Annotated in this window: 18 protein-coding genes and 1 riboswitch; of the genes, 13 read left to right on the top strand and 5 right to left on the bottom strand. The window is 69.4% G+C overall.

What is annotated here, in order from left to right:
- Positions 1-100 precede the first annotated feature (100 nt).
- The gene (locus CFB81_RS04770; protein ID WP_089434704.1) at positions 101-1,207 is read right to left on the bottom strand and encodes a substrate-binding domain-containing protein; all 1,107 of its coding nucleotides are present in this window, start codon (positions 1,205-1,207) and stop codon (positions 101-103) included.
- Between the two features lie 131 nt (positions 1,208-1,338).
- Here CFB81_RS04770 and CFB81_RS04765 point away from each other — a divergent pair, with 131 nt between their 5' ends.
- Genes CFB81_RS04765 through CFB81_RS04750 form a run of 4 tightly spaced genes read left to right on the top strand, consistent with a single transcriptional unit; the run spans position 1,339 to position 6,641 of the window.
- Positions 1,339-1,839, top strand: a complete 501-nt coding sequence (locus CFB81_RS04765) for an NAD(P)H-dependent oxidoreductase subunit E (RefSeq protein WP_069621085.1) — start codon at positions 1,339-1,341, stop codon at positions 1,837-1,839.
- On the top strand, positions 1,836-3,413 hold the full coding sequence (locus CFB81_RS04760) for an NADH-quinone oxidoreductase subunit NuoF (protein WP_089434703.1): 1,578 nt from the start codon (positions 1,836-1,838) through the stop codon (positions 3,411-3,413). The genes CFB81_RS04765 and CFB81_RS04760 overlap by 4 nt, the downstream gene beginning before the upstream one ends.
- A 17-nt stretch (positions 3,414-3,430) precedes the next feature.
- Positions 3,431-6,382, top strand: a complete 2,952-nt coding sequence (fdhF, locus tag CFB81_RS04755) for a formate dehydrogenase subunit alpha (protein WP_089434702.1) — start codon at positions 3,431-3,433, stop codon at positions 6,380-6,382.
- A 7-nt stretch (positions 6,383-6,389) separates the two neighbouring features.
- On the top strand, positions 6,390-6,641 hold the full coding sequence (locus CFB81_RS04750; protein WP_089434701.1) for a formate dehydrogenase subunit delta: 252 nt from the start codon (positions 6,390-6,392) through the stop codon (positions 6,639-6,641).
- Positions 6,642-6,649: 8 nt separating this feature from the next.
- Here the strand turns inward: CFB81_RS04750 and CFB81_RS04745 are convergent, their stop codons facing one another.
- On the bottom strand, positions 6,650-8,296 hold the full coding sequence (locus tag CFB81_RS04745) for an FAD-dependent monooxygenase (protein ID WP_089434700.1): 1,647 nt from the start codon (positions 8,294-8,296) through the stop codon (positions 6,650-6,652).
- 58 nt (positions 8,297-8,354) lie between these two features.
- Here CFB81_RS04745 and CFB81_RS04740 point away from each other — a divergent pair, with 58 nt between their 5' ends.
- Positions 8,355-10,262: a tetratricopeptide repeat protein gene (locus CFB81_RS04740; RefSeq protein WP_089434699.1), complete on the top strand. Its 1,908-nt coding sequence runs from the start codon at positions 8,355-8,357 to the stop codon at positions 10,260-10,262.
- Between the two features lie 81 nt (positions 10,263-10,343).
- Here CFB81_RS04740 and CFB81_RS04735 read toward each other — a convergent pair whose 3' ends face one another.
- On the bottom strand, positions 10,344-11,639 hold the full coding sequence (locus CFB81_RS04735; RefSeq protein ID WP_089434698.1) for an MFS transporter: 1,296 nt from the start codon (positions 11,637-11,639) through the stop codon (positions 10,344-10,346).
- A 353-nt stretch (positions 11,640-11,992) separates the two neighbouring features.
- Between CFB81_RS04735 and CFB81_RS04730 the strand changes: the two genes are divergently transcribed.
- Positions 11,993-12,928 (top strand): hypothetical protein, encoded by a 936-nt coding sequence (locus CFB81_RS04730; protein ID WP_179235912.1) that lies wholly within the window; start codon positions 11,993-11,995, stop codon positions 12,926-12,928.
- Between the two features lie 78 nt (positions 12,929-13,006).
- Here the strand turns inward: CFB81_RS04730 and CFB81_RS04725 are convergent, their stop codons facing one another.
- Entirely contained in the window at positions 13,007-13,705 is a 699-nt protein-coding gene (locus CFB81_RS04725; protein WP_069621093.1) for a DUF2968 domain-containing protein, read from the bottom strand.
- Positions 13,706-13,820: 115 nt separating this feature from the next.
- Positions 13,821-15,011: a gamma-glutamyl-gamma-aminobutyrate hydrolase family protein gene (locus tag CFB81_RS04720; protein ID WP_089434697.1), complete on the bottom strand. Its 1,191-nt coding sequence runs from the start codon at positions 15,009-15,011 to the stop codon at positions 13,821-13,823.
- Positions 15,012-15,265: 254 nt separating this feature from the next.
- Between CFB81_RS04720 and CFB81_RS04710 the strand changes: the two genes are divergently transcribed.
- From CFB81_RS04710 to CFB81_RS04665, 7 genes are all read left to right on the top strand, one after another.
- Positions 15,266-15,946, top strand: a complete 681-nt coding sequence (locus CFB81_RS04710; protein ID WP_089434696.1) for a GntR family transcriptional regulator — start codon at positions 15,266-15,268, stop codon at positions 15,944-15,946.
- 6 nt (positions 15,947-15,952) lie between these two features.
- A complete protein-coding gene (locus CFB81_RS04705) occupies positions 15,953-17,329 on the top strand; it encodes an amidase (RefSeq protein WP_089434695.1) in 1,377 nt (458 codons plus the stop codon).
- A 158-nt stretch (positions 17,330-17,487) separates the two neighbouring features.
- Positions 17,488-18,000 carry a disulfide bond formation protein B gene (locus tag CFB81_RS04700; protein ID WP_089434694.1) on the top strand — a complete coding sequence of 171 codons (513 nt, stop codon included), beginning with the start codon at positions 17,488-17,490 and terminating at the stop codon, positions 17,998-18,000.
- Positions 18,001-18,619: 619 nt separating this feature from the next.
- Entirely contained in the window at positions 18,620-19,624 is a 1,005-nt protein-coding gene (gene xdhC / locus CFB81_RS04690; protein WP_069621098.1) for a xanthine dehydrogenase accessory protein XdhC, read from the top strand.
- An 18-nt stretch (positions 19,625-19,642) separates the two neighbouring features.
- Positions 19,643-20,668, top strand: a complete 1,026-nt coding sequence (locus CFB81_RS04685) for an adenosine deaminase (RefSeq protein WP_069621099.1) — start codon at positions 19,643-19,645, stop codon at positions 20,666-20,668.
- A 381-nt stretch (positions 20,669-21,049) separates the two neighbouring features.
- Complete coding sequence (guaD, locus tag CFB81_RS04675) at positions 21,050-22,369, top strand: guanine deaminase (protein WP_069621100.1); 1,320 nt, start codon at positions 21,050-21,052, stop codon at positions 22,367-22,369.
- A 127-nt stretch (positions 22,370-22,496) separates the two neighbouring features.
- Positions 22,497-22,634: riboswitch (yybP-ykoY riboswitch) on the top strand.
- Positions 22,635-22,712: 78 nt separating this feature from the next.
- The gene (locus CFB81_RS04665; protein ID WP_069621101.1) at positions 22,713-23,285 is read left to right on the top strand and encodes a TMEM165/GDT1 family protein; all 573 of its coding nucleotides are present in this window, start codon (positions 22,713-22,715) and stop codon (positions 23,283-23,285) included.
- The last annotated feature ends 11 nt before the right edge of the window (positions 23,286-23,296 follow it).

Here is a 23,296-nt window from a genome sequence, read left to right as displayed (position 1 = left end):
TCGGGATGACGCCTGAACGGCGTGCTTGTTGGAACGTTGATCGAGCGGCAAGCGTAGCGCAAATCCCCCGCTGCTGCAGCGCGCTTCGATCGCCGTCTCGTTACCGGGAATTGCCGTCCGGCGCGCGCGCGCCGTCGCCGCCGGCCAGCCCGGTCGCGACGGGTTCCAGCGCGCCGCACGCGGCCGGATCGTAGCCGTCGAGACGCGCGACGCGCTCGACGAAGCGGGCGTCGCGCAACAGCGCCAGCACGTCGGCCAGCGGCCGCACATCGAGCCGCGCGCGTTCGCATGCGAAGTAATAGTCTTCATCGACGACCGGGATGAAGTCGAGCCCGAAATGACGGGCGGCCGGCTCGACGCCGAAACCGAGATCGGCCATGCCGCTCGCGACGAACGCCGCGATCGCCGAATGCGTGAGCTCAGCGGACGCATAGCCGTCGATGCGCTCCGGATCGATGCCGATCGCGCGCAACGCGAGATCGAGCAGCATCCGCGTGCCCGACCCCGGCTGGCGGTTGACGAAGCGGATGTCGTTGCGTGCCAGATCCGCCAGCCCGCGGACCTGCTTCGGGTTGCCGCGCGGGACGAACAGCCCCTGCTGGCGGCGCGTCAGGTGGATCAGTACGTGGCGCGTGTCGTCGAGCCAGGGCCGGTAGATTTGCGCGCACTGCGCGCGAAACGCGCCGCGCGGCAAATGGAAGCCGGCGAGGTCGCATTCGCCGCGCGCGAGCGCCTGCACGGCCTCGACGCTCTCGCGGTATTTGATGTCGACGGCCGCCTGCGCATCGACGAGTGCGGAGACGAGCGTCGCCACCGCATACCCGTGCGACGCATGAATGCGCACGGCGCCGTCGCGCTGCGCGAGCCGCCGGTTCAACTCGCTGGCCACCTCGGCCGCCAGCGTGCGCAGGTTTCCGTCGAGGCGGCTGCGCGCAAGGCGCTGCGCATCGACGACCGCCTGCCCGAGCGCCGACAACGTCGAACCCTTGCCACGCGCGGTCTCGATCAACTCGCCGCCGATGCACGACTCCAGCGCGCGGAGCATGCCCCACGCGTGCCGGTACGACAGCCCCTTGGCTTGCGCGGCCTGCGCGATGCTGCCCGTCTCGGCCACGAGCTCCAGCAGCGGTGCGACGTCGGAGAGGCTGGCCGACCGGCCTTCGGTGTCGCGTACGGTCAGATACGCGTCGCATTCGATCCGAATCAATTATGCACTCCGATTTCCTATTGCGACCGCGGAATCTTCCGCTTATCGTTGGCTAAAATCAATCAGAACGAAGTCCCGCTGCGCACTATATGAATTCCGAGCGCATATGAGACTTTGGAGGAGCATAACCGATGTCCCCGAATTCCCCTGCGCCCGACGCGCTCGTCGAGCGCCATGCGCGCGCCGGCCGGTCGCTCGTCGCGATCCTGCATGCGATCCAGGACGACGCGGGCTACGTGCCGCCGGGCTGCGTTGCGCCGCTCGCCAAAGCGCTGAACCTGTCGCGCGCGGAAGTGCACGGCGTCCTGACCTACTACCACCATTTCCGCACCGCGCCGCCCGCGCGCGTGACGATCCAGATGTGTCGCGCCGAAGCGTGCCGCAGCATGGGCTGCGAAACGCTCGCCGCCCACGCGGAAGCCCGCACGGGCTGCCGGTTCGACGCCGCGCACGGCGACGGGGCCGCAGGCCACACGCCGGACGACGTCGCGCTCGAATCGGTCTACTGCCTCGGACTGTGCGCGCAATCGCCGTCGATGACGGTCAACGGCGTGCTCCATGCGAAGGTCACGCCGGAGAAGTTCGACGTGCTGCTGGCCGACGCGGTCGCCCACACGCCGGAGGCCGCATGACGACCCGCATCTACGTTCCGCGCGATTCGTCCGCGCTGGCGCTCGGCGCCGACGCGCTCGCCGCCGCGATCGCGGCCGAAGCCGAACGACGCGGCGTCGCGATCGAACTGGTCCGCAACGGTTCGCGCGGGCTGCTGTGGCTCGAGCCGCTCGTCGAGGTCGGGACGGCCGCGGGCCGCGTCGGCTATGCGAACCTGTCGGCCGCCGACGTGCCGGCCCTGTTCGACGCCAACTGGCTCGACGGCGGCGCGCATCCGAGCGGCGTCGGCCTCGTCGACGCGCTGCCCTATCTGGCGCGCCAGCAGCGGCTCACGTTCGCGCGGATCGGCCTGACCGATCCGCTGTCGATCGACGACTACCTGCAACACGACGGCCTCGCCGGCCTGAAGAACGCCCTGGCGCTCGACGGCGACGCCGCATGCGAAGCGCTGATCGAGTCGGGGCTGCGCGGCCGCGGCGGCGCGGCGTTCCCGGCCGGCATCAAGTGGCGTACCGTGCGGCAAGCCCGCGCCGCGCAGAAATACATCGTCTGCAACGCGGACGAAGGCGACTCGGGCACGTTCTCCGACCGCCTGCTGATGGAATGCGATCCGTATTGCCTGATCGAAGGGATGATCATCGCGGGTGTCGCCACCGGCGCGACGGTCGGCTACATCTACGTGCGCAGCGAATACCCGCACGCGATCGCCATGCTCGAAGCCGCGATCGTCCGCGCGCGCGAAGCCGGCTGGCTCGGCGAGCACGTGCTCGGCTCCGCGCACGCGTTCGAGCTGCACGTCGCGAAAGGCGCGGGCTCGTACGTATGCGGCGAGGAAACGGCGCTGCTCGAATCGCTCGAGGGCAAGCGCGGCGTCGTGCGCGCGAAGCCGCCGCTGCCCGCGCTCGCGGGCCTGTTCGGCCAGCCGACCGTCATCAACAACGTGATCACGCTCGCGACGGCGCCCGTGATCTTCGCGCGCGGCGCCGCGTTCTATCGCGACTACGGGATGGGCCGCTCGCGCGGCACGCTGCCGTTCCAGCTTGCCGGCAACATCCGTCACGGCGGCCTCGTCGAGCTCGCGTTCGGCGTCACGCTGCGCGAGCTGCTGTTCGACTTCGGCGGCGGCACGGCCAGCGGCCGGCCGGCCCGCGCCGCGCAGGTCGGCGGCCCGCTCGGCACCTACCTGCCCGACCACCAGTGGGACGTGCCGCTCGACTACGAAGCGTACACGGCGATCGGCGCGGTGGTCGGCCACGGCGGCATCGTGCTGCACGACGACACGTCGAATCTCGCCGAGCTGGCCGAATACGCGATGAAGTTCTGCGCAATCGAATCGTGCGGCAAGTGCACGCCGTGCCGGATCGGTTCGACGCGCGGCGTCGAGACGATCGCGCGGATTCGCCGCGGCGACACGTCGGAGCGGCAGGTCACGCTGTTGCGCGACCTGTGCGACACGATGCTGGCCGGTTCGCTGTGCGCGATGGGCGGCATGACGCCGTACCCGGTGCTGTCCGCGCTCGACCATTTCCCCGAAGATTTCGGGCTCGCTGCCGGCAAGGATGCCGCGTCGGGCCCGGTCAAGGCCGCGGCCTGACCCAGAAGGAGCCCTGCATGTCCCTCGACACGAACAACGTCCGCCAAGGCGGCTGCGGCTCGGGCCAATGCGCGTGCAAGAGCGCCGCCCAGGCGCGCGCACGCGATCCGCACGACGATACCGACTACGGCACGCCGCAACGGTACGCCGATACCGACGTCACGCTCGAAATCGACGGCCAGCCGGTCACGGTGCCGGCCGGCACGTCGGTGATGCGCGCGGCGATCGAAGCCGGCGTCAACGTCCCGAAGCTGTGCGCGACCGATTCGCTCGAACCGTTCGGCTCGTGCCGGCTGTGCCTCGTCGAGATCGAAGGCCGGCGCGGTTATCCGGCATCGTGCACGACGCCCGCCGAAGCCGGCATGAAGGTGCGCACGCAGTCGGACCGGCTGCAGTCGCTGCGCCGCAACGTGATGGAGCTGTACATCTCCGATCACCCGCTCGACTGCCTCACCTGCCCGGCCAACGGCGACTGCGAGTTGCAGGACATGGCCGGCGTGGTCGGGCTGCGCGAAGTGCGCTACGGCAACGACTGCGCCAATCACCTGAAGGACACGAAGGACGAATCGAATCCGTACTTCACGTACGATCCGTCGAAGTGCATCGTCTGCAACCGCTGCGTGCGCGCGTGCGAGGAAACGCAAGGCACGTTCGCGCTGACGATCGCCGCGCGCGGCTTCGAATCGCGTGTCGCCGCCGGCGAAAGCGAATCGTTCATGGCGTCGGAATGCGTGTCGTGCGGCGCATGCGTCGCAGCATGCCCGACGGCCACGCTGCAGGAAAAATCCGTCGTGCAGCTCGGGCAGGCCGAGCACTCGGTCGTCACGACCTGCGCGTACTGCGGCGTCGGCTGCTCGTTCAAGGCCGAGATGAAGGGCACGCAGGTCGTGCGCATGACGCCGTACAAGAACGGTCTCGCGAACGAAGGCCACGCGTGCGTGAAAGGGCGCTTCGCGTGGGGCTATGCGACACACAAGGACCGCATCACGAAGCCGATGATCCGCGAGAAGATCACCGACCCGTGGCGCGAAGTGAGCTGGGACGAAGCCCTCACCTACGCGGCGACGCAATTCCGCAAGCTGCAGCAGAAGTACGGCCGCGATTCGATCGGCGGGATCACGTCGTCGCGCTGCACGAACGAGGAAACCTATCTCGTGCAGAAGCTCGTGCGCGCCGCGTTCGGCAACAACAACGTCGATACCTGCGCACGCGTGTGCCACTCGCCGACCGGCTATGGCCTCAAGACGACGCTCGGCGAATCGGCCGGCACGCAGACGTTCGCATCGGTCGGCCAGGCCGACGTGATCGTCGTGATGGGCGCGAACCCGACCGACGGTCATCCGGTGTTCGGCTCGCGGCTGAAGCGGCGCGTGCGCGAAGGCGCGAAGCTGATCGTGATCGACCCGCGCCGCATCGACGTCGTCGACGGCCCGCACGTGAAGGCCACGCATCATCTGCAGTTGCGCCCGGGCACCAACGTCGCGATCGTCAACGCACTGGCGCACGTGATCGTCACCGAAGGGCTGGTGGCCAACGCATTCGTCGCCGAGCGCTGCGACACGCGCGCGTTCGAGCAATGGCGCGACTTCGTCGCGCAGGCGGACAATTCGCCCGAGGCGACCGCGGACGTGACGGGCGTGCCGGCCGGGTTGGTGCGCGAGGCCGCGCGCCTGTACGCGACGGGCGGCAACGCCGCGATCTACTACGGCCTGGGCGTCACCGAACACGCGCAAGGCTCGACGACGGTGATGGGCATCGCGAACCTCGCGATGGCGACCGGCAACGTCGGCCGCGAAGGCGTCGGCGTCAATCCGCTGCGCGGTCAGAACAACGTGCAGGGTTCGTGCGACATGGGCTCGTTCCCGCACGAACTGCCCGGCTACCGACACATCGGCGACGAGGTCGTGCGCACGCAGTTCGAACAGGCCTGGTCGGCCACGCTGCAGCCGGAGCCGGGGCTGCGCATCCCGAACATGTTCGACGCGGCGCTCGACGGCAGCTTCAAGGGGCTTTACTGCCAGGGCGAGGACATCGTCCAGTCGGACCCGAACACGCAGCACGTCGCGGCCGCGCTGTCGGCAATGGAATGCATCGTCGTGCAGGACATCTTCCTGAACGAAACCGCGAAATACGCGCACGTGCTGCTGCCGGGCTCGACGTTCCTCGAAAAGGACGGCACGTTCACGAACGCGGAGCGCCGGATCTCGCGCGTGCGCAAGGTGATGCCGCCGCTCGCGGGCTACGCGGACTGGGAAGTCACGCTGCTGCTGTCGCAGGCGCTCGGCTACGACATGCACTACGCGCATCCGTCGGAAATCATGGACGAGATCGCACGGCTCACGCCGACCTTCTCGGGCGTGTCGTACGAGAAGCTCGACGCGCTCGGCAGCATCCAGTGGCCGTGCAACGAACACGCGCCGGAAGGCACGCCGACCATGCACATCGACACGTTCGTGCGCGGCAAGGGCCGGTTCGTGATCACCAAGTTCATTCCGACGCCGGAGAAAGTCACGCAGCGCTATCCGCTGATCCTGACGACGGGCCGCATCCTGTCGCAATACAACGTCGGCGCGCAGACGCGCCGAACCGAAAACGTCCGATGGCATGAAGAGGATCGGCTCGAGATCCATCCGCACGACGCGCAGGATCGCGGGATCCGCACCGGCGACTGGGTCGGCATCGAATCGCGCGCGGGGCAGACGGTGCTGCGCGCGCTCGTGACGGAGCGCATGCAGCCGGGCGTCGTGTACACCACGTTCCACTTCCCTGAATCGGGCGCGAACGTGATCACGACGGACAGCTCCGACTGGGCGACCAACTGCCCCGAATACAAGGTCACGGCCGTGCAGGTGATGCCGGTTGCGCAGCCGTCCGACTGGCAGCGCGCGTACGCGCGCTTCAACTCGGAGCAGCTCGACCTGCTCGAGCGCCGCGCGGCCGCGCCGGCCGCCGTGACGACAGGCAAGTGAGGCAATCATGGACCACGACCACCTGATCGACATGGCCAACCAGATCGGCGCGTTCTTCGAATCGATGCCCGATCGCGACGAAGCGCTGGCCGGCATCGCCGAGCATATCCGGCGCTTCTGGGAGCCGCGGATGCGTCGGGCGTTGCTCGCCGCGCTCGACGACCCGTCGAGCGAAGCCGGACAACGCGCGGCGCCGATCGTGCGCGACGCGATCGCCACGCATCGCGCGTCGCTCGCCCCTGCCGCGGCGCCCGCCTGAGCGCGCGGCTACGCGGATACCGGCATGCCCGCGAACCAGCTTTCGCAGTGGCGCAGCAACGCGTTCGCGTCGGTCGTCGTGCGCCCGCGCGCGGCGACATAGCCGTCGGGCCGCAGCAGATAGAACGACGGCCGCGAGCGGCCGTATTCCTGCGCGAGCCCCGCCGCACCGTCGCCTTCGGCATCGGCGACGCGCCACGCGCGCACCGCTTCCGGCATGATCCGTTCGAGCCCCTGCACGAGCGCTTGCGCATCGGCCGGGATCGGCGGCACCTCGCCGGCGTCGGTATTCGCCGGCTCTTCCAGCAGCAACAGCGTGAAACTCGCCGGATCGTGAAGATCGTATAGCCGCGCCGTGCCGGGCGCGCGACCGAGCGGCCCGTCGAGCACGTGCACGAGTGCATCGGGTGCGCGCTCGCCCGCGCGCGGGCCGCCGTCGAGCACGCGCTCGAGCGTGAGCGGACTCTTCCGGTACTGCACGCCGAGTTCGCTCACCGTGCGCCTGACCGCGTCGCGCATCGGCCCGAACGACGCGAGCAGCGGCACGACGTGATCGCGCAACAGCTTCATCGCACCGCGCTCGGCTTCGACGACCTGCGTGACGAAACCGGTCTGCCGCAACACGTCGCGCTCGATCGGATGGCGCTCCGCGTGATACGTGTCGAGCAACCGCTCGGGCGCGCCTGCGCGGAGGACGCGTGCAAGCTTCCAGCCGAGGTTGAACGCCTCCTGGATGCCGGTATTCATGCCCTGCGCGCCGGCCGGACTGTGGACGTGCGCGGCGTCGCCCGCGAAAAACACGCGGCCGTGACGCAGCCGGTCGACCATCCGGCTGTGCAGATGGAAATAGGACGACCACGCGAGATCGCTCGGCGAGATCGATGCGCCGACGCGCGCGCGGACGATTGCGTCGCATTCGTCGAGCGACGGCGGCGCCGCGTCGGGCGATGCGCCGCTGCCGGGCGGCCGGTCCGCGACGAGCCGATAACGGCCGCCGCCCATCGGAAACAGGCCCGCGATGCCCGCGGGCGTCGTGAACAGATGGATCTCCTCGTCCGGCCAGTCGGGTATCGCCGCGAAATCGGCCAGCAGGAAAGTCTGTTCGAACGCATGCCCGGCAAAGCCCAGGCCGAGCAGGTGCCTGACCGTGCTGTGCGCGCCGTCGGCGGCAATCAGGTACGACGGGGCGAACGACTCGTCGCGGCCGTCGGCGCGGCGCAACGTCACGTCGAGCGACGTGCCGCCCGCGTCGCAAGCGGTCAGCGCCGTACCGCGTTCGACGGTCACGCCCATCCCGGCCAGGTGCTCGGCGAGCAGCCGCTCGGTAATGCTCTGGTCGAGAAACATCAGATACGGATAGCGCGTTTGCAGCGGATCGAAATCGAGCCGCGCGATCACGCGACCGTGGGCATGCAGCTCGGCCGCATGCGCGCGATGGCCGAGCGCGAGAAACGGTTCGACCGCGCGATGCTGCTCCAGCAGTTCGAGCGTGCGCGCCTGGATGCCGATCGCACGCGAGAACGGCGCGGGCGCGACGAGACGATCGATGATGCGCACCGGCACGCGGGCCCGCGCGAGGCTCATCGCCGCGGCAAGGCCGGTCGGCCCCGCGCCGACGATCAGCACGGGCGGGATATCGGATAGTGTGTCAGCCATGGAGACCTCGATGACACGCGACCCTGCCAGTCTACGCCGCTCCGCGTGACGGGGCCATATGCCAACCGGCCGATGCGCGGCCTCGCCGCGCGGTGTGGGAAAATACGCGCTTTCCGCCCCTTTTCGCGTCATGGATTCCGCATTCGACCGGGCGTACGCCGCGCATCGCGCGGGCCGCCTCGCCGAGGCCGAGCACGGCTATCGCCACGCGCTCGCCTCCAACCCCGCCGACGCCGACGCACTGCACCTGTTCGGCGTGCTGCGGCACCAGCAGGGCCAGCACGCCGAGGCAGCCGATCTCGTCGGCCGCGCCGTCGCGCTGCGTCCGGACGATGCCGCGCTGCAGCTCAATCTCGGCAACGCGTTGAAAGCGCTCGGCCGGCTCGACGAAGCGATCGACCGCTTCCGCAACGCGCTGACGCTCGCGCCCGAATTTCCGCTCGCGCACTACAACCTCGGCAACGCATATGCGGCGCTGCAGCGTCACGACGATGCGATCGACGCGTTCGGCCGTGCGCTGCGGCTCACGCCCGACGACGCGTCGATCCACAATAATCTCGGCAACGCGCTGAACGCGCTCGGCCGCCACGACGACGCGCTCGCCGCGTTCGGTCGCGCGCTCGAGCTCCGGCCCGGGCATGCGGGCGCGCACAACAACCTCGCGATGGCGCTAAGCGCGATGGGGCGCGCCGACGATGCGATCGCGCACTTCCAGGCCGCGATCGCCGCGCAGCCGCGGTTCGTCGCCGCGCATTTCAATCTCGGCAACACGTTCGATGCGATCGGCCGGCATGCCGAGGCGGCCGCGGCGTTCGAAGCCGCGCTCGCGCTGCACCCGCCGTTTCCGCTCGCGCTGTTCGGGCTCGCGAATGCACTCTGCGCGCAGGCGCGCCACCGCGACGCGCTGCCCTACTACGAGCGCGCCGTCGGGCTCGATCCGTCGTTCGGGCTCGCCTGGCTGAATCTCGGCAACGCACATCACGCGCTCGGCGCGCACGAGATGGCGCAGCGCGCATTCGACCAGGCGCTGCGCGTCGCGCCCGATCTCACGCTCGCGCGGCTGCATCGCGCGGTCACGCTGCTGACGCTGCGCGACTTCACGCGCGGCCTGCCCGCGTACGAAGCGCGCCACGAGACGCCCGGCGCGACGCCGCTCGGCGCACTGCCGCGCTGGCAAGGCGAGCCGATTGCGGTGTGCACGCTGCTGATCCGCGCGGAACAGGGGTTCGGCGACACCCTGCAGTTCGTCCGCTTCGTGCCGCAGGTGCGCGCACGCTGCGCGCGCGTCGTCCTCGAAGTCCAGCCGGAACTCGTCGCGCTACTGACGCCGGCCGCGTCGCGCTGGCGCGTGACGCTCGTCCCGCAAGGCGCGGCGAAGCCGCCCGCCGCGGACGTCGCCTGCACGCTGATGAGCCTGCCGTTCCTGCTCGGGCTTCAGCCGGAAGACATCGTCGGCTCCCGCTACCTCGACGCGCCCGACGGCGCCCGGCGGCGCTTTCGCGGCTCGCTCGGCGGGCAGTCGAAGCGCAAGTTCGGCCTCGCGTGGTCGGGGCGCCGGCAGGCGCAGGAAAACCGCTCGATGCCGTTCGACGCGCTCGCGCCGCTACTCGCGCTGCCGGACATCGACTGGATCGTGTTGCAGCCCGCGCTCGACGACGACGAACGCGCGCGCGTCGACGCGCATCCGCGCGTGCATCGTCTCGATGGCCGGCTGAACGACTTTGCCGATACGGCCGCACTGATCGAGCGCCTCGACGGCGTCGTCACGATCGACACGGCGGTCGCGCACCTGACGGGTGCGCTCGGCAAGCCGCTGTGGGTCATGCTGCCGTTCGCGGCCGATTGGCGCTGGTTCACCGGCGACGACTGCCCGTGGTACGCGCACGCCAGAATCGCCCGTCAGCCAGCGCCGGGCGCGTGGCCCGACGTGGCGGCCGCGGTGGCCGACATGCTGCGCGAAGCATGACCGCAAACGAACAAGGGAGCGCAATGCGCTCCCTTGTTCAAGGTGATCCGCGGCCGACGCCGCGCGCCATGCCGGCCGCCGTCACGCCGACTTGTACTGGTTGCGCGCGGCGGACGTGCGGTACAGCACGAGCGTCGCGATCAAGCCGCAGATCGCGGCCACACTCAGCCACAACCCCGGCGCCGCCTTGTTGCCCGTCTGGTGGATCAGCAGCGTCGAGATCGCCGGCGTGAAACCGCCGATCGTCGTGGCCAGGCTGTACGCGAGCGAGAAGCCGGCCGTTCGCACGTCGGCCGGCATCACTTCGGTCAGCGCGACGACCATCGCGCCGTTGTACGACGCGTACAGGAACGACAGCCACAGCTCGACCGCCAGCAGCCGCAGGAACGACGGATCGCCGACGAGCCACAGCACGGCCGGGTAAGCCGACAGCAGCGTCAGCACGGTGAACGCGATCAGCACCGGGCGGCGGCCGATGCGGTCGGACAGCGCACCGGACAGCGGCAGCCACACGAGATTCGAGATCCCGACGCAAACGGTCACGACGAGCGCGTCGAGCGACGACAGGTGCAGCACTTCCTTGCCGAAGGTCGGCGTGTACGCGGTAATCATGTAGAACGACACCGTCGTCATGATCACCATCCCCATGCCGGCCACCACGACGCCCCAGTTATCGAGCATCGAGCGCATGATCTCGCCCATCGTCGGGCGGTGGCGCTTCGCCAGGAATTCGTCGGTCTCCTTCAGCGAACGGCGGATCAGGAACAGGAACGGCACGATCAGGCAGCCGATCAGGAACGGAATGCGCCAGCCCCACGCGGTCATTTCCTCGACCGGCAACGCGCGGTTCAGCACGACACCGACGAACGCGGCGAACACGACGGCCACCTGCTGGCTGCCCGACTGCCACGACGTATAGAACCCCTTGTGGCCCTTCGTCGCGATCTCCGACAGGTAGACCGACACGCCGCCGAGTTCGACGCCCGCCGAGAAGCCCTGCAACAATCGGCCGAGCAGCACGAGTACCGGCGCGAGCACGCCGATCGTCGCATAGCCCGGTATCGCGGCCACCGCGAGCGTGCCGATCGCCATCAGCCCGAGCGTCAGGATCAGCCCTTTGCGGCGGCCGTGATGATCGATATACGCGCCGAGCACGATCGCGCCGACCGGTCGCATCAGGAAGCCGGCGCCGAATACCGACAGCGACAACATCAGCGACGCGAACGCGTTGCCGCTCGGAAAGTACGTTTTCGCGATGGCCGACGCGTAATACCCGTAGACCATGAAGTCGTACATTTCCAGGAAGTTGCCGCTGACGACCCGGAACACGGTGCGGACTTTCGATTCCTGCGCGATGGCAGGCGACGCTGTGGACATGTTTTCTCGCTCAGCTCGGATGGCGCGAATACCGCGCCGCATGAATCCGGCGACGCGCGCCGCGCCGGGGCGGGCCGACGCGCACGGGCATCGCTGCCCACCGGCGGCACGGCGCGTAACGGCGCGCCGCCGGCATGATTCGCGAATCATGCCACGGCAAGCCGACATTTGCCTTGTAGCGGCCCCGTCACTGACGTCACGGTGTCCGCCTCGTACAAGTCGCCCCGAAACGGGTACAAGAATCAGATCGATCTGATCGACCGACCTTCGCCGGCTGACCACAATGTCACGATTTGCGACGACATTTTCACGCCGCGCCGGCACGGTCGCCCGTGTCGCACGACGCCCCCGCCATGATCCCATCGCCCCTCGTCCCGGTCGAAGGCGCGCTTGCCCGCCCTCGCGCCACCCCGCTCGACCACGTCCCGCCGTTCGGCCACGAATGGCGATTTCGCGGCGCACCCGGTGTAGGGCCCGCTCGGAACTGCCTTGCGACGCTGACGACATCCTGTATCGATGTCGAACGGCCGCACCATGCGTGCCAATGGCAGCCGCTCTCCATGGCGGCGTCGCTGCCGGCCTCGGCCGGGTTGCCGGTCGCGCCGGCAGTCGTCCCCGGCCGGCGCTCGCGCCATCCGGCCCGCCGTCCTCGCGACCGGCGCGCGATGTACGCCGTCTGCTGGAGCATCGGCACACTCGGCATCATCGGCTGGCTGATCGGCGCATACGAGCCACCGGCGGGTTTCGCTCCCGCGCACACGATTCAAGCCGCCGGCGGCCCGCTCGACCACGTCGCGACATCGAGGGGCCCCGTACGTGTCGCTGCGGCCGAATCGACCACGTCGACGAACACCATGCCGCAGCGCAAGATCGCGACGCCTGCCGCGAACACGACGGAATCCCCGCCCGCCACTCAGCGCGTCGCACCGCTTCACCCGCGAGCGACGGCCGACGTGCGGCATGCCGCCCCTGCTTCGCCACGTCGGGCAGTCGGCCAGCGCACGGCGAAAGCCTCGCCCCGCACACCGGTCATACCGAGGTTGGCTGGACATCCGCCGATCCAGCGCGCCGCGGGCGACATCGGCACACGCGATCGGCTCGCCCGGCCGCCGCGCATGGCAGACACGCGCGAGACGCGCGACTCGCTCGCCGATCCGGCCACGTTGATTGCCATCGCGAACGCGCTGCGCGCCACTCGGCCGGCGCACCCGAGCGCGGTCGGCGTCGACTGGACGTCGCACCTGTCGCACCGCCGCGTGACCGACGTGCCGGACGCATTCGCGCATTGACGCCCGCCCAATAAAAAACCCGGCGAAGATCGCTTCGCCGGGTTTTCGCTCGTCTCGCTTCGTCCGCTCGTCCGCTCGTTACTTGTGCACGGGCAGCCCCGTCTCGGTCTGCTTCTCGAGTTGTCGCACCTGCTCCTGCAGATCGCGCAACTGCAACTGCGCCGCCCGCTTCTCGACTTGCAGCGCCTGCGCCTGCTCCTGCGCCGACTTCTGCCGCTGCGCGACTTCGGCCTGCTGGCTGCGCGCGACGCTCAGGTCGGCCTGCAACTGCTGCGCACGATTCGCCTGCAGCGCGATCACGCGTTCGAGAAATGCCTTCTGCGCCTGCAGCTCGGTCCGGCGAATCTCGATATCGGCGAGTTGCGCCGTCTGCTGGACGAAGTTCGCGTACACCATCTCCGCGCGATTCTTTTCCTGCGAACGGATCACGCGCCACAGGTTCTTGTCCTGGAACAGCGCGACGTAATACGTCATCTCGCGCGGATCGAACATCAGGCTCGCGCCGTAGCTGCCGTTGTACGTCGTCCGCATCTCGACGATCCGGCCGTCGTGCAGCATCTGCGTCAGCTCGGCGACGTTGCCTTGCGCGGCGGCGTCCGTCGCGACCGCGGCCGATGCAGGCGGCGACACGCCGCCGCTCAGGCTCGTGACCGCCGGACGCGTACCGGCGACGGGTGCGGTCACATCGGCGGACCAGGCCATACCCGCTTGCGCGCAGGCGGCCAGCGCAACGATCCACGTTGCGCATCGTGCAGGGGAGAAATTTCGGAAGGCCAACGTCAGACTCCGGCGAACGAATCGGAACTGGCGATTATCGTGCAAAACGAAACGGCCGCATCTCGAATTTATCGGGATGCGGCCGCCCTTGGTGCGACGCGAAAAAGACGGCGTGCTACAGACGCGTTTCGCGCGCCGCGCGCAGGAACGCATCGAGCAGCGGCGTGCAGTCGAGCAGTTCGGAACCGCCCGCGCGATGGAACTCCGGATGCCACTGCACGCCGACGACGAACGGCGAACGCCGATGGCGAATGCCTTCGATGATCCCGTCGCCGGCCGATACGGCCTCGATGTTCAGATCGCGGCCGAGATCGCGGATCGCCTGGTGGTGAATCGAGTTGACGATCGCTTCGCTGCGCCCCGGGAACATGCTCGCGAGCGTCGACGAATCGGGAAAGCGGATCGCGTGACGATGCTGGTCGTAATGCTCGCTCACGTGCGCGTTCGCGGTCGGCACGTCGGTAGCGATGTCCTGGTACAGCGAGCCGCCGAACGCGACGTTGATCAGCTGGCAGCCGCGACACACGCCGAGCACGGGTTTGCCGGACTCGACGAATTCGTGCAGCAGCTCGAGCTCGTACATGTCGCGCACGCGATCGCCGGGCCATTCGGGACGCGCATCCGACGCCGCGTAGGTCTGCGGCGACACGTCGGCGCCGCCTTGCAGCAGCAGGCCGTCGAGATGCTTCGCGTAATCGCGCAGGCGGATGTTGCTCGGATGGATCATGCCTTGATGGCCGACGGTCGGAATCATGAACACGAGCACGTCGCGCGACATCACCCAGTGGGCGATCGATTCCTCGAGATACTGCAGCGTCTTGCCGCGCAGCCCCTTCGCGCCTGGCTCCGGATGGAAGATCCGCGCCGATACGCCGATGCGCAGCGTGCGCTGCGTGATGCGCTGGCCGGCGCGGTCGAACAGCCGCCGCGCGCGTGCCGCGACGATCCGGCCGAACACCGACCACGGCGTGTCGCTCTGCTTCAGATAGGCAGGCGGCGCATTCTGCGCGCTCGCGGGCGGCGGCCGCGGCGTGTCGAAATCGGGCGGCGCGCCGAATCCGGGCGGCGGCGCGCCTGGCTTCAGCGGTGCTGCCGGGGCGGCGCCATCACCGACGGCGCCTGCGGCACCGGGCGCACCGGGCTCGGATGCAGCCGTGACGGGCGACGCGCCGTCATCGGCGACATTCTCGGCGGCGGCCTGCGTGGCCGGCGCATCGGGCGTTTTCACCGGATCGGGACGAGGAGAATCGGAAGAAGCGGAAGAAGTGCCGGGCAGACCGGCCGGGGAAGGCGTGTTTTCGCTCATGACGATAGTCTGATGCGTCGCTCGCGCGTAGGGATAGACGAGGATTCATTATGCTTCAGCGCACGATCGCGCGGCAAACCTGCAACATCCTGTCGATATTGTTGCAAGTCGGCGCCCGCGCGCGCCGGCACCGCTACCCGCTTCGCGCGCGCTGGACATCAGTGATATATCACAATAATATCCAGCGATCGTCCACGCTTCCCGAGCCTCCGCGCCATGATCGCGCCCCTCCCGGCCGCCGCGCCGCAACCGGCATGAGTACCGTGACCGACCTCACCCGCGACCGGGCCGCCGCGTCGCCGGCCAGCCTCGCCGACCGCGCGTACGCGCTGATCCAGCGCGACATCATCACGATGCGCCTGAAGCCGGGCGCCGCGCTCAACGAAGCCGATCTCGTCGCGCGCACGGGAATCGGCCGCACGCCGGTGCATCAGGCCGTGCATCGGCTCGTGCTCGAAGGGCTGCTGTCCGTGATGCCGCGCAAGGGCTTGATGGTGCAGCCGCTGTCGCTCGACGACATCGTCGCGGTGATCGACGTGCGGCGCATCAACGAAGCGCACTGCGCCGAACTCGCCGCGCGCCATGCGATGCCCGACGATCTCGCGCGCCTGGCCGCGCTGCTCGACGATGGGCAGGCCTGCGTCGACACGCACGACGTCGAGGGCATGATGGAGCTCGACCGCGCGTTTCATCAGACGATCGCCGCGGCCGCACGCAATGCCGCGCTCGCCGACATCCTGCGCGCGCTGCACGAGCGCTCGCTGCGCTTCTGGTTCGTCACGCTGTCCGAACCGCACCATCTCGCCGACGTCCAGCACGAGCACCGCGCGCTGTTCGACCGGCTGTCCGCGCGCGACGCCGCCGGTGCGCGCGCGGCCGTCGAAAGCCATATCGATTCGTTCCGCTCCACGCTCCTTCAACATCTTCGCCCCTGAGCCGCCATGACCACTTTCACGCCCTTCCCCCCGCTCGCCCAGCTCGCCGCCGACCTCGCCGCCGGCCGGACCACGAGCCGCGTGCTCGTCGACACCGCGCTCGACCGGATCGCCGATCCGTCGGGCCAGGGCGCCGTCGTCTTCACCGAAGTCGATGCCGACAACGCCCGCGCGGCCGCCGACGCGCACGACCGGCTGCGCGCCGCGGGCACCGTGCTGTCGCCGCTCGCGGGCATTCCGGTGTCAGTCAAGGACCTGTTCGACGTCGCGGGCCAGGTCACGCGCGCGGGGTCGCGCGTACTCGACGGCGCGCCGGCCGCGCGCACCGATGCGGTCGCCGTCGCCCGGCTCAAGCGCGCGGGCGCGGTGCTGGTCGGCCGCACCAACATGAGCGAGTTCGCGTTCTCGGGGCTCGGGCTGAATCCGCACTTCGGCAACCCGCGCTCGCCGTACCACCGCGACGTGCCGGGCGATGCGCGGATTTCGGGCGGCTCGTCGTCGGGGGCGGCCGCGTCGGTCGCCGACGGGATGGCCGCCGTCGCGCTCGGCACCGATACCGGCGGCTCGATCCGCATTCCGGCCGCGCTGTGCGGGCTGACGGGCTTCAAGCCGACCGCGAGCCGGATCCCGACGCAAGGCGGCGTACCGCTGTCGACGACGCTCGACTCGTTCGGCCCGATCGGCCTGACGGTCGCGTGCTGCGCGCTCGTCGACCGGATGCTCGCGGGGCTCGAGCCGCACGTGCCGGCCACGCGGCCGCTCGAAGGCGTGCGGCTCGGCGTGCTGACGAACTACGTGACGGACGGCGTCGATGCCGAAGTCGCGGCCGCGCTCGACACCGCGCTCAAGCATCTCGAAGCGGCCGGCGCGATCGTTACCGAAGTGCGCTTCCCCGCGCTCGACCGGCTGCCGGAGATCAACCGCTTCGGCTTCTCGCCGATCGAGGCGTACGCGTGGCATCGTCCGCTGCTCGCCAAGCATCGCGACCAGTACGATCCGCGCGTACTGACGCGGATCCTGAAGGGCGAACCCGCCAGCGCGGCCGACTATCTCGACCTGCTCGCCGCGCGCGCCGCGATGCTCGACGAAGCCGCGCACACGGTCTGGTCGCGCTTCGATGCGCTCGTCGCGCCGACGGTGCCGGTCGTGCCGCCGCGCATCGCCGAACTCGAAACGGACGACGACGCGTTCACGCGCACCAACGCGCTGATCCTGCGCAACCCGAGCGCGTTCAACTTCCTCGACGCGTGCGGGTTGTCGCTGCCGTGCCATCCGCGCGATGCGGCGCCGGTCGGCCTGATGCTCGCGGCGGCGCCGCATCGCGACGACGCGCTGCTTGCGATCGGCCAGTCGGTCGAGGCCGTGCTGAACACGATCCGCTGACCGCGCCGGCCGAGCGCAAGCCGATGGCCGGCCGATCGCCGTCGGCCCGCGCGCGATGCGGCAGGCTGCCGCACGCGCGCCGTCAGTTTCGTGCCAGATCATTCGCGCTAAAATCGCGCGATTGTTTTCCGGACCGACCGACGAGGAACTCCGCCGACATGAACGACTACACGCTTGCACTCCGCCGCGAACGCCGCCTGCTGATGCTGCTCGGATGGGTGTGCATCGCCCTGCTGGCCGGCGGGCTGTACCTGCAGTACGTGAAAAACGAAGACCCATGCCCGCTGTGCATCATCCAGCGCTACTTCTTCTGCGCGATCGGGATCTTCGCGTTCCTGGCCGCCGGGATCCGCCACTGGCGCGGCGTCTGGGTGCTCGAACTGCTGATCGCGATCGCCGCGGCCGGCGGCGTCGGCACCGCCGCGCGACACCTGTCGATCCAGATGAATCCGGGCTTCAGCTGCGGCTTCGACACGCTGCAGCCGATCGTCGACAGCCTGCCGCCTGCGCAGTGGTTCCCCGGCATGTTCAAGGTCGCCGGGCTGTGCGAGACCGTCTACCCGCCGATCCTCGGCATCCTGCTGCCCGGCTGGGCGCTGATCGGCTTCGCCGCGATCCTGATCGCGGTCGTCGCGAGCCTCTGGCGCCATCGCCGCAAGCTCGCGGGCTGACCAACCGGCCGCGGTGCCGGCCCGTCGCACGGGCGGCCCCGATCGAACGGGCCGCGCCGCCGGCGAGTCGTCTCCCGGCTGCGGCCTGCGCCGTCCCCGCCCGGCCATCGCGCGTAAACACCTATCCCGCCGCCACCCGGATTGCCGGGCTGGCGCGCGTCGCGCGATCGCCGCGCCCCCGCCCCGTCACACGTGCGTTTCGGCCCGATGTGCACGCATCGGTCCCCCGATCCCGCGCGGCCGGCCTATGATCGACATGATCGCCGCCTGATAGCCCGGATCACCGCCCGGCCATGTTCTCGCCGCGTGGCGGTGCTATCTTCGGGACTGGATGGCGATCTACGTGCGCGAGGCTAGGCGGTCTCACCGCTGCCTGCGTAACGCGCGCCCGATCCGCAATGTCGACTGGATTCATCATGACAACGCAAACCATCCGCATCCGTCACCCTCATGGCGTCCGCACGTCCGGCGGCGCCGTTCGCGCACGCCGTCAGTCCGCGGCCGCCGCACGGCATCGGCCGTGCAGCCGGCCCGCCCCGCTCCTGTCCGCCCTCGTTGCCGTCGTGCCCGCCAGCCCGCGCCGCGCGTCGTGCAGCGTCGTCCCGAACGGAGCGTGCTGATGGAAGCCTGGCTCGGCGATCTGCAGCAACTGCTCGCGCACGGCGAAGCGGCCGTGCTCGTGACGGTCGCGCATACCGACGGCTCCGCGCCGCGCGAGGCCGGCACCAAGATGCTCGTCACGCGCGACACGGCCCGCCATACGATCGGCGGCGGTCATCTGGAATGGAAGGCGATCGAGATCGCGCGGCACCTGCTGAAGGACGGCGCGCACGTCCCGCACGCGCGCCGGCTCGAGCGGCTCGCGCTCGGCCCGAGCCTCGGCCAGTGCTGCGGCGGCGCCGTGGTGCTCGCGTTCGAGCGGCTCGACGTCGGCGACCTCGGCTGGATCATGTCGCTCGCGAAGCGCGTCGCGGCCGGCGCCGCGACCGTGCGTAGCGTATCATTCGGCCCCTCGCCGGGCGCGCCGCTGTTGAGCGAGCCCGAATCGGAAGCCGCGCGCGCCGACTGCCTGCTGTGGGAAACCGGCGGCGTATCGCTGATGACCGAAACGATCGCGCCGTATGCGTTCCCCGTCATGCTGTTCGGCGCGGGGCACATCGGCACGGCGCTCGTGAAGGTGCTGGCGACGCTGCCGTGCCACGTGCGCTGGATCGACCGGCCCGATGCGGTGTTCCCGCCGGCCGACGCGCTCGCCGGCATCGGCAATCTCGCGATCGACGCGGCCGCTTCCCCGGCGGACGCGGTCGACGCAGCGCCGCCGCAGTCCTACTTCGTCGTGATGACGCATGACCACGCGCTCGATTTCGTGCTGGCCGAGCGCATCCTGCGACGCGGCGACTATGCGTATTTCGGGATGACCGGCTCGCATACGAAACGCGCGCAGTTCGATCATCGCCTCGCCGCGATCGGCATCGACCCGGCCCAGGTCGCGCGCATGCGCTGCCCGATCGGCGTCGAAGGCATCATCGACAAGGCGCCCGAAGTGATCGCGATCTCGGTGGCCGCGCAGTTGCTGCAGGCCGTCGAGGCGAATGCGTCCGCGCAGGCTTCCCTTACCTACTGACCGACCCAAAACGACGCCATGACCCCGACATTCAAGAACAAGATTGCCCGCGCGCCGAAAGCGGAGCTGCACATCCATATCGAAGGCTCGCTCGAGCCCGAACTGATTTTCGCGCTCGCGCAGCGCAACGGCGTGAAGCTCGCGTACGACTCGATCGACGCGCTGCGCGCCGCGTACGCGTTCACCGACCTGCAGTCGTTCCTCGACATCTACTACGCCGGCGCGAGCGTGCTGCTCACCGAGCAGGATTTCTACGACATGACGGCCGCGTACTGTGAGCGCGCGCTCGCCGACAACGTCGTCCACACCGAACTGTTCTTCGACCCGCAGACGCACACCGAGCGCGGCGTGCCGATCGAAACGGTCGTCGCGGGCATCGAGCGCGCGCTCGCCGATGCCGAAGCGCGCGGGCTGTCGAGCAAGCTGATTCTGTGCTTCCTGCGCCACCTGTCCGAAGACGACGCGCTCGCGACGTTCGAATCCGCGTTGCCGCTATTCGAGCGCTATCGCCATCGGCTGATCGGCGTGGGCCTCGATTCGTCCGAGCTCGGCCATCCGCCGACGAAATTCGCGCGCGTGTTCGAGAAGGCGCGCGCGCTCGGGCTGAAGCTGGTCGCGCACGCAGGCGAGGAAGGCCCGCCCGCCTACATCTACGAGGCGCTCGACGTGCTGAAGGTCGACCGGATCGACCACGGCGTGCGCAGCATCGAGGATGCGGCGCTCGTCGAGCGTCTCGCGAAAACGCGTACGGCGCTCACCGTGTGTCCGCTGTCGAACCTGAAGCTGTGCGTGTTCGACGACATGGCGAAGCACACGCTGAAGGCGCTGCTCGACCGCGGCGTGGCGGTGACGATCAACTCCGACGATCCGGCCTATTTCGGCGGCTACGTCAACGAAAACTACTTCGCGACGGTCGAAGGGCTGCAACTTACGGATGCCGAAGTCCATGCGGTGATCCGCAACGGCTTCGAGGCGTCGTTCATCGAACCGGCGCAGCGCGATGCACTGTACGCGCGCCTCGACGCGTACTGGCAGGCCGCGTGACGGCCCGCATCGAGACTCGCTGACAGATGAAACACGGCAACGGCATCCGCTTCGCGACTCCCCGGCCGGCCTTGCGCCGGGCCGGTCGGCTGCGTGCATGCGGCGCGATCGCGCAGTACGGCGTCGCTCGCACCCGCCGGTCGTCGCGGCTTGCCGTGCCGTTCGCCGTCGCATGGGTTGCGGACGTATCGGTTGCGCGCTCAACGGCCGCGAGGTGCGCCCGCAACCACTCGCGGGCGGCTTCGGCCGCCACGTTCGCCCGTGCCGTCGCCTCCGTGCCGCACATCACGTGCCGCCGCCGCTCGCGACGCACCGCCCCGCCCCCGTGCGGCATCGATCGCTTTCTTCTGTTCGCCTTACCTTGATGCAGGACCCTTCGTCATGACGCAAACCGCTTTCCGTTCCCAGCTGCTGACCTTCAACGGCGACCCGGCGCAATCGAGCCAGGCCGCGAACCACGAAACCGACGGGCTCCTGATCGTCGACGACGGCAAGGTCGTCGCGGCCGGCCCGTATGCGCCGCTCGCCGCGACGCTCGCGCGCGATGCGGTGGTCCACGATCTGCGCGACAAGCTGATCGTGCCCGGCTTCATCGACACGCACATCCACTATCCGCAGACGGACATGATCGCGTCGCCAGCCCCCGGGCTGCTGCCGTGGCTCGACAAGTACACGTTCCCGACCGAGCGCCAGTTCGGCGACCCCGAGCATGCGCGCGAAGTCGCCGACTTCTTCGTCGACGAACTCCTCGCGTGCGGCACGACGAGCGCGCTCGTCTACTGCACCGTGCACAAGCAGTCGGCCGATGCGCTGTTCGCGGCGAGCGACGCGCGCGACCTGCGGATGATCGCGGGCAAGGTGCTGATGGACCGCAACTGCCCCGAATTCCTGCGCGACACCGCGCAGTCGGGCTATGACGACAGCGCCGAGCTGATCGATCGCTGGCACGGCAAGGGGCGCCAGATGTACGCGCTCACGCCGCGCTTCGCGCCGACGTCGACCGAGGCGCAACTCGAGGCGTGCGGCGAACTCGCGCGCCGCCATCCGGACGTGTTCGTGCAAAGCCACGTCGCCGAAAACGTCGACGAGGTGAAATGGGTGGCCGGGCTGTTCCCCGGCCATCGCAGCTATCTCGACATCTACGACCGCTACGGGCTGCTGCGGCCGCGCGCGGTGTACGGCCACTGCATTCATCTCGACGACGAGGATCGCCGCCGGATGGCCGAGACGCGCACCGTCGTCGCGCACTGCCCGACGTCGAACTTCTTCCTCGGCAGCGGGCTGTTCGATTTCGACAAGGCCGGCGAATACGACGTGCCCGTCACGCTCGCGACCGACGTCGGCGGCGGCACGTCGTTCTCGATGCTGCAGACGATGAACGAGGCGCACAAGGTCGCGCGGCTGTCGGGCCATCACCTGACCGCCACGCGGATGTTCTGGCTCGCGACGGCCGGCGCCGCACAGGCGCTCGACCTTGCCGACACGGTCGGCACCCTCAAGCCGCGCACCGAAGCCGACTTCGTCGTGCTCGATCCGCAGGCGACGCCGCTGCTCGCGCGCCGCACGCAGCGCGCGGATTCGCTCGAGGAATTGCTGTTCGCGTTCGCGCTGCTCGGCGACGACCGCGCGGTGTACCGCACCTATGCGGCCGGCGAACTCGTGCACGAACGCGGCGCCGCGCGCCGCCCGGCCGCCGCGTAACGCCCCGCGGGTACGCCGTTCCGGCCGCGCGGCCGCTTCGCCGTCGCGCGTGCCGGAAATCGACGCGCATTGCGCGCCGTACGGCGGCTCCGGCTGCTTTCCCGCGCGCGATGCACCGTGCTAGAATTCGCCGCTCATTGGGGAGTAGCCGCTCCGCTCGATGTCCCGCGCCCCCGGCGCGCATCGTGACGGAGGCGTCCGTCAACAGACTTGGCCGTTCGGCCATGGCGGGCGCAGCCACGTTGGCCTGGCGAGACCGATGGTTCACTGCGCGCCGCATCAGGGCCCGGCGCGCGGCGGATCGTCGCTCGCACGCACAACAACGGCCCGTGGAACCCCATCCGTGTCTCAAGCCTTCCTGATCTCCACCGGCGCCGTCGCCCTCGCTGAAATCGGCGACAAGACCCAGCTGCTTTCCCTCGTTCTGGCCGCGCGCTATCGCAAGCCGGTGCCGATCATTCTCGGCGTGCTCGTCGCGACGCTCGTCAACCACGGTTTCGCCGGCGCGCTCGGCGAATGGCTGGGCGTGCTCGTCACGCCGTCGATCATGCGCTGGGCGCTCGCGTTCTCGTTCATCGCGATGGGACTGTGGATTCTCGTGCCGGACAAGCTCGACGAGAACGAAGCCAATGCGACCCGCTCGCGGCTCGGCGTGTTCGGCGCGACGCTCGTCGCGTTCTTCCTCGCGGAGATGGGCGACAAGACGCAGATCGCGACCGTCGCGCTCGCCGCCCGCTTCCAGGATTACATCGGCGTGGTGGCCGGCACCACGCTCGGGATGATGCTCGCGAACGTGCCGGCGATCCTGCTCGGCGACCGCTTCGCGCACCGTCTGCCGACGAAGCTCGTGCACGGGATCGCGGCCGTGCTGTTCGTTGCGCTCGGCGCGCTGGCGCTGCTGGGTATCGGGGTCTGACGGAAGGGAAA

Source organism: Burkholderia sp. AU28863 (assembly GCF_002223195.1).
Classification (GTDB): domain Bacteria; phylum Pseudomonadota; class Gammaproteobacteria; order Burkholderiales; family Burkholderiaceae; genus Burkholderia; species Burkholderia sola.
The sequence above is the reverse complement of the archived record's forward strand: the minus strand, read 5'-3'. Positions and strand labels throughout refer to the sequence as shown.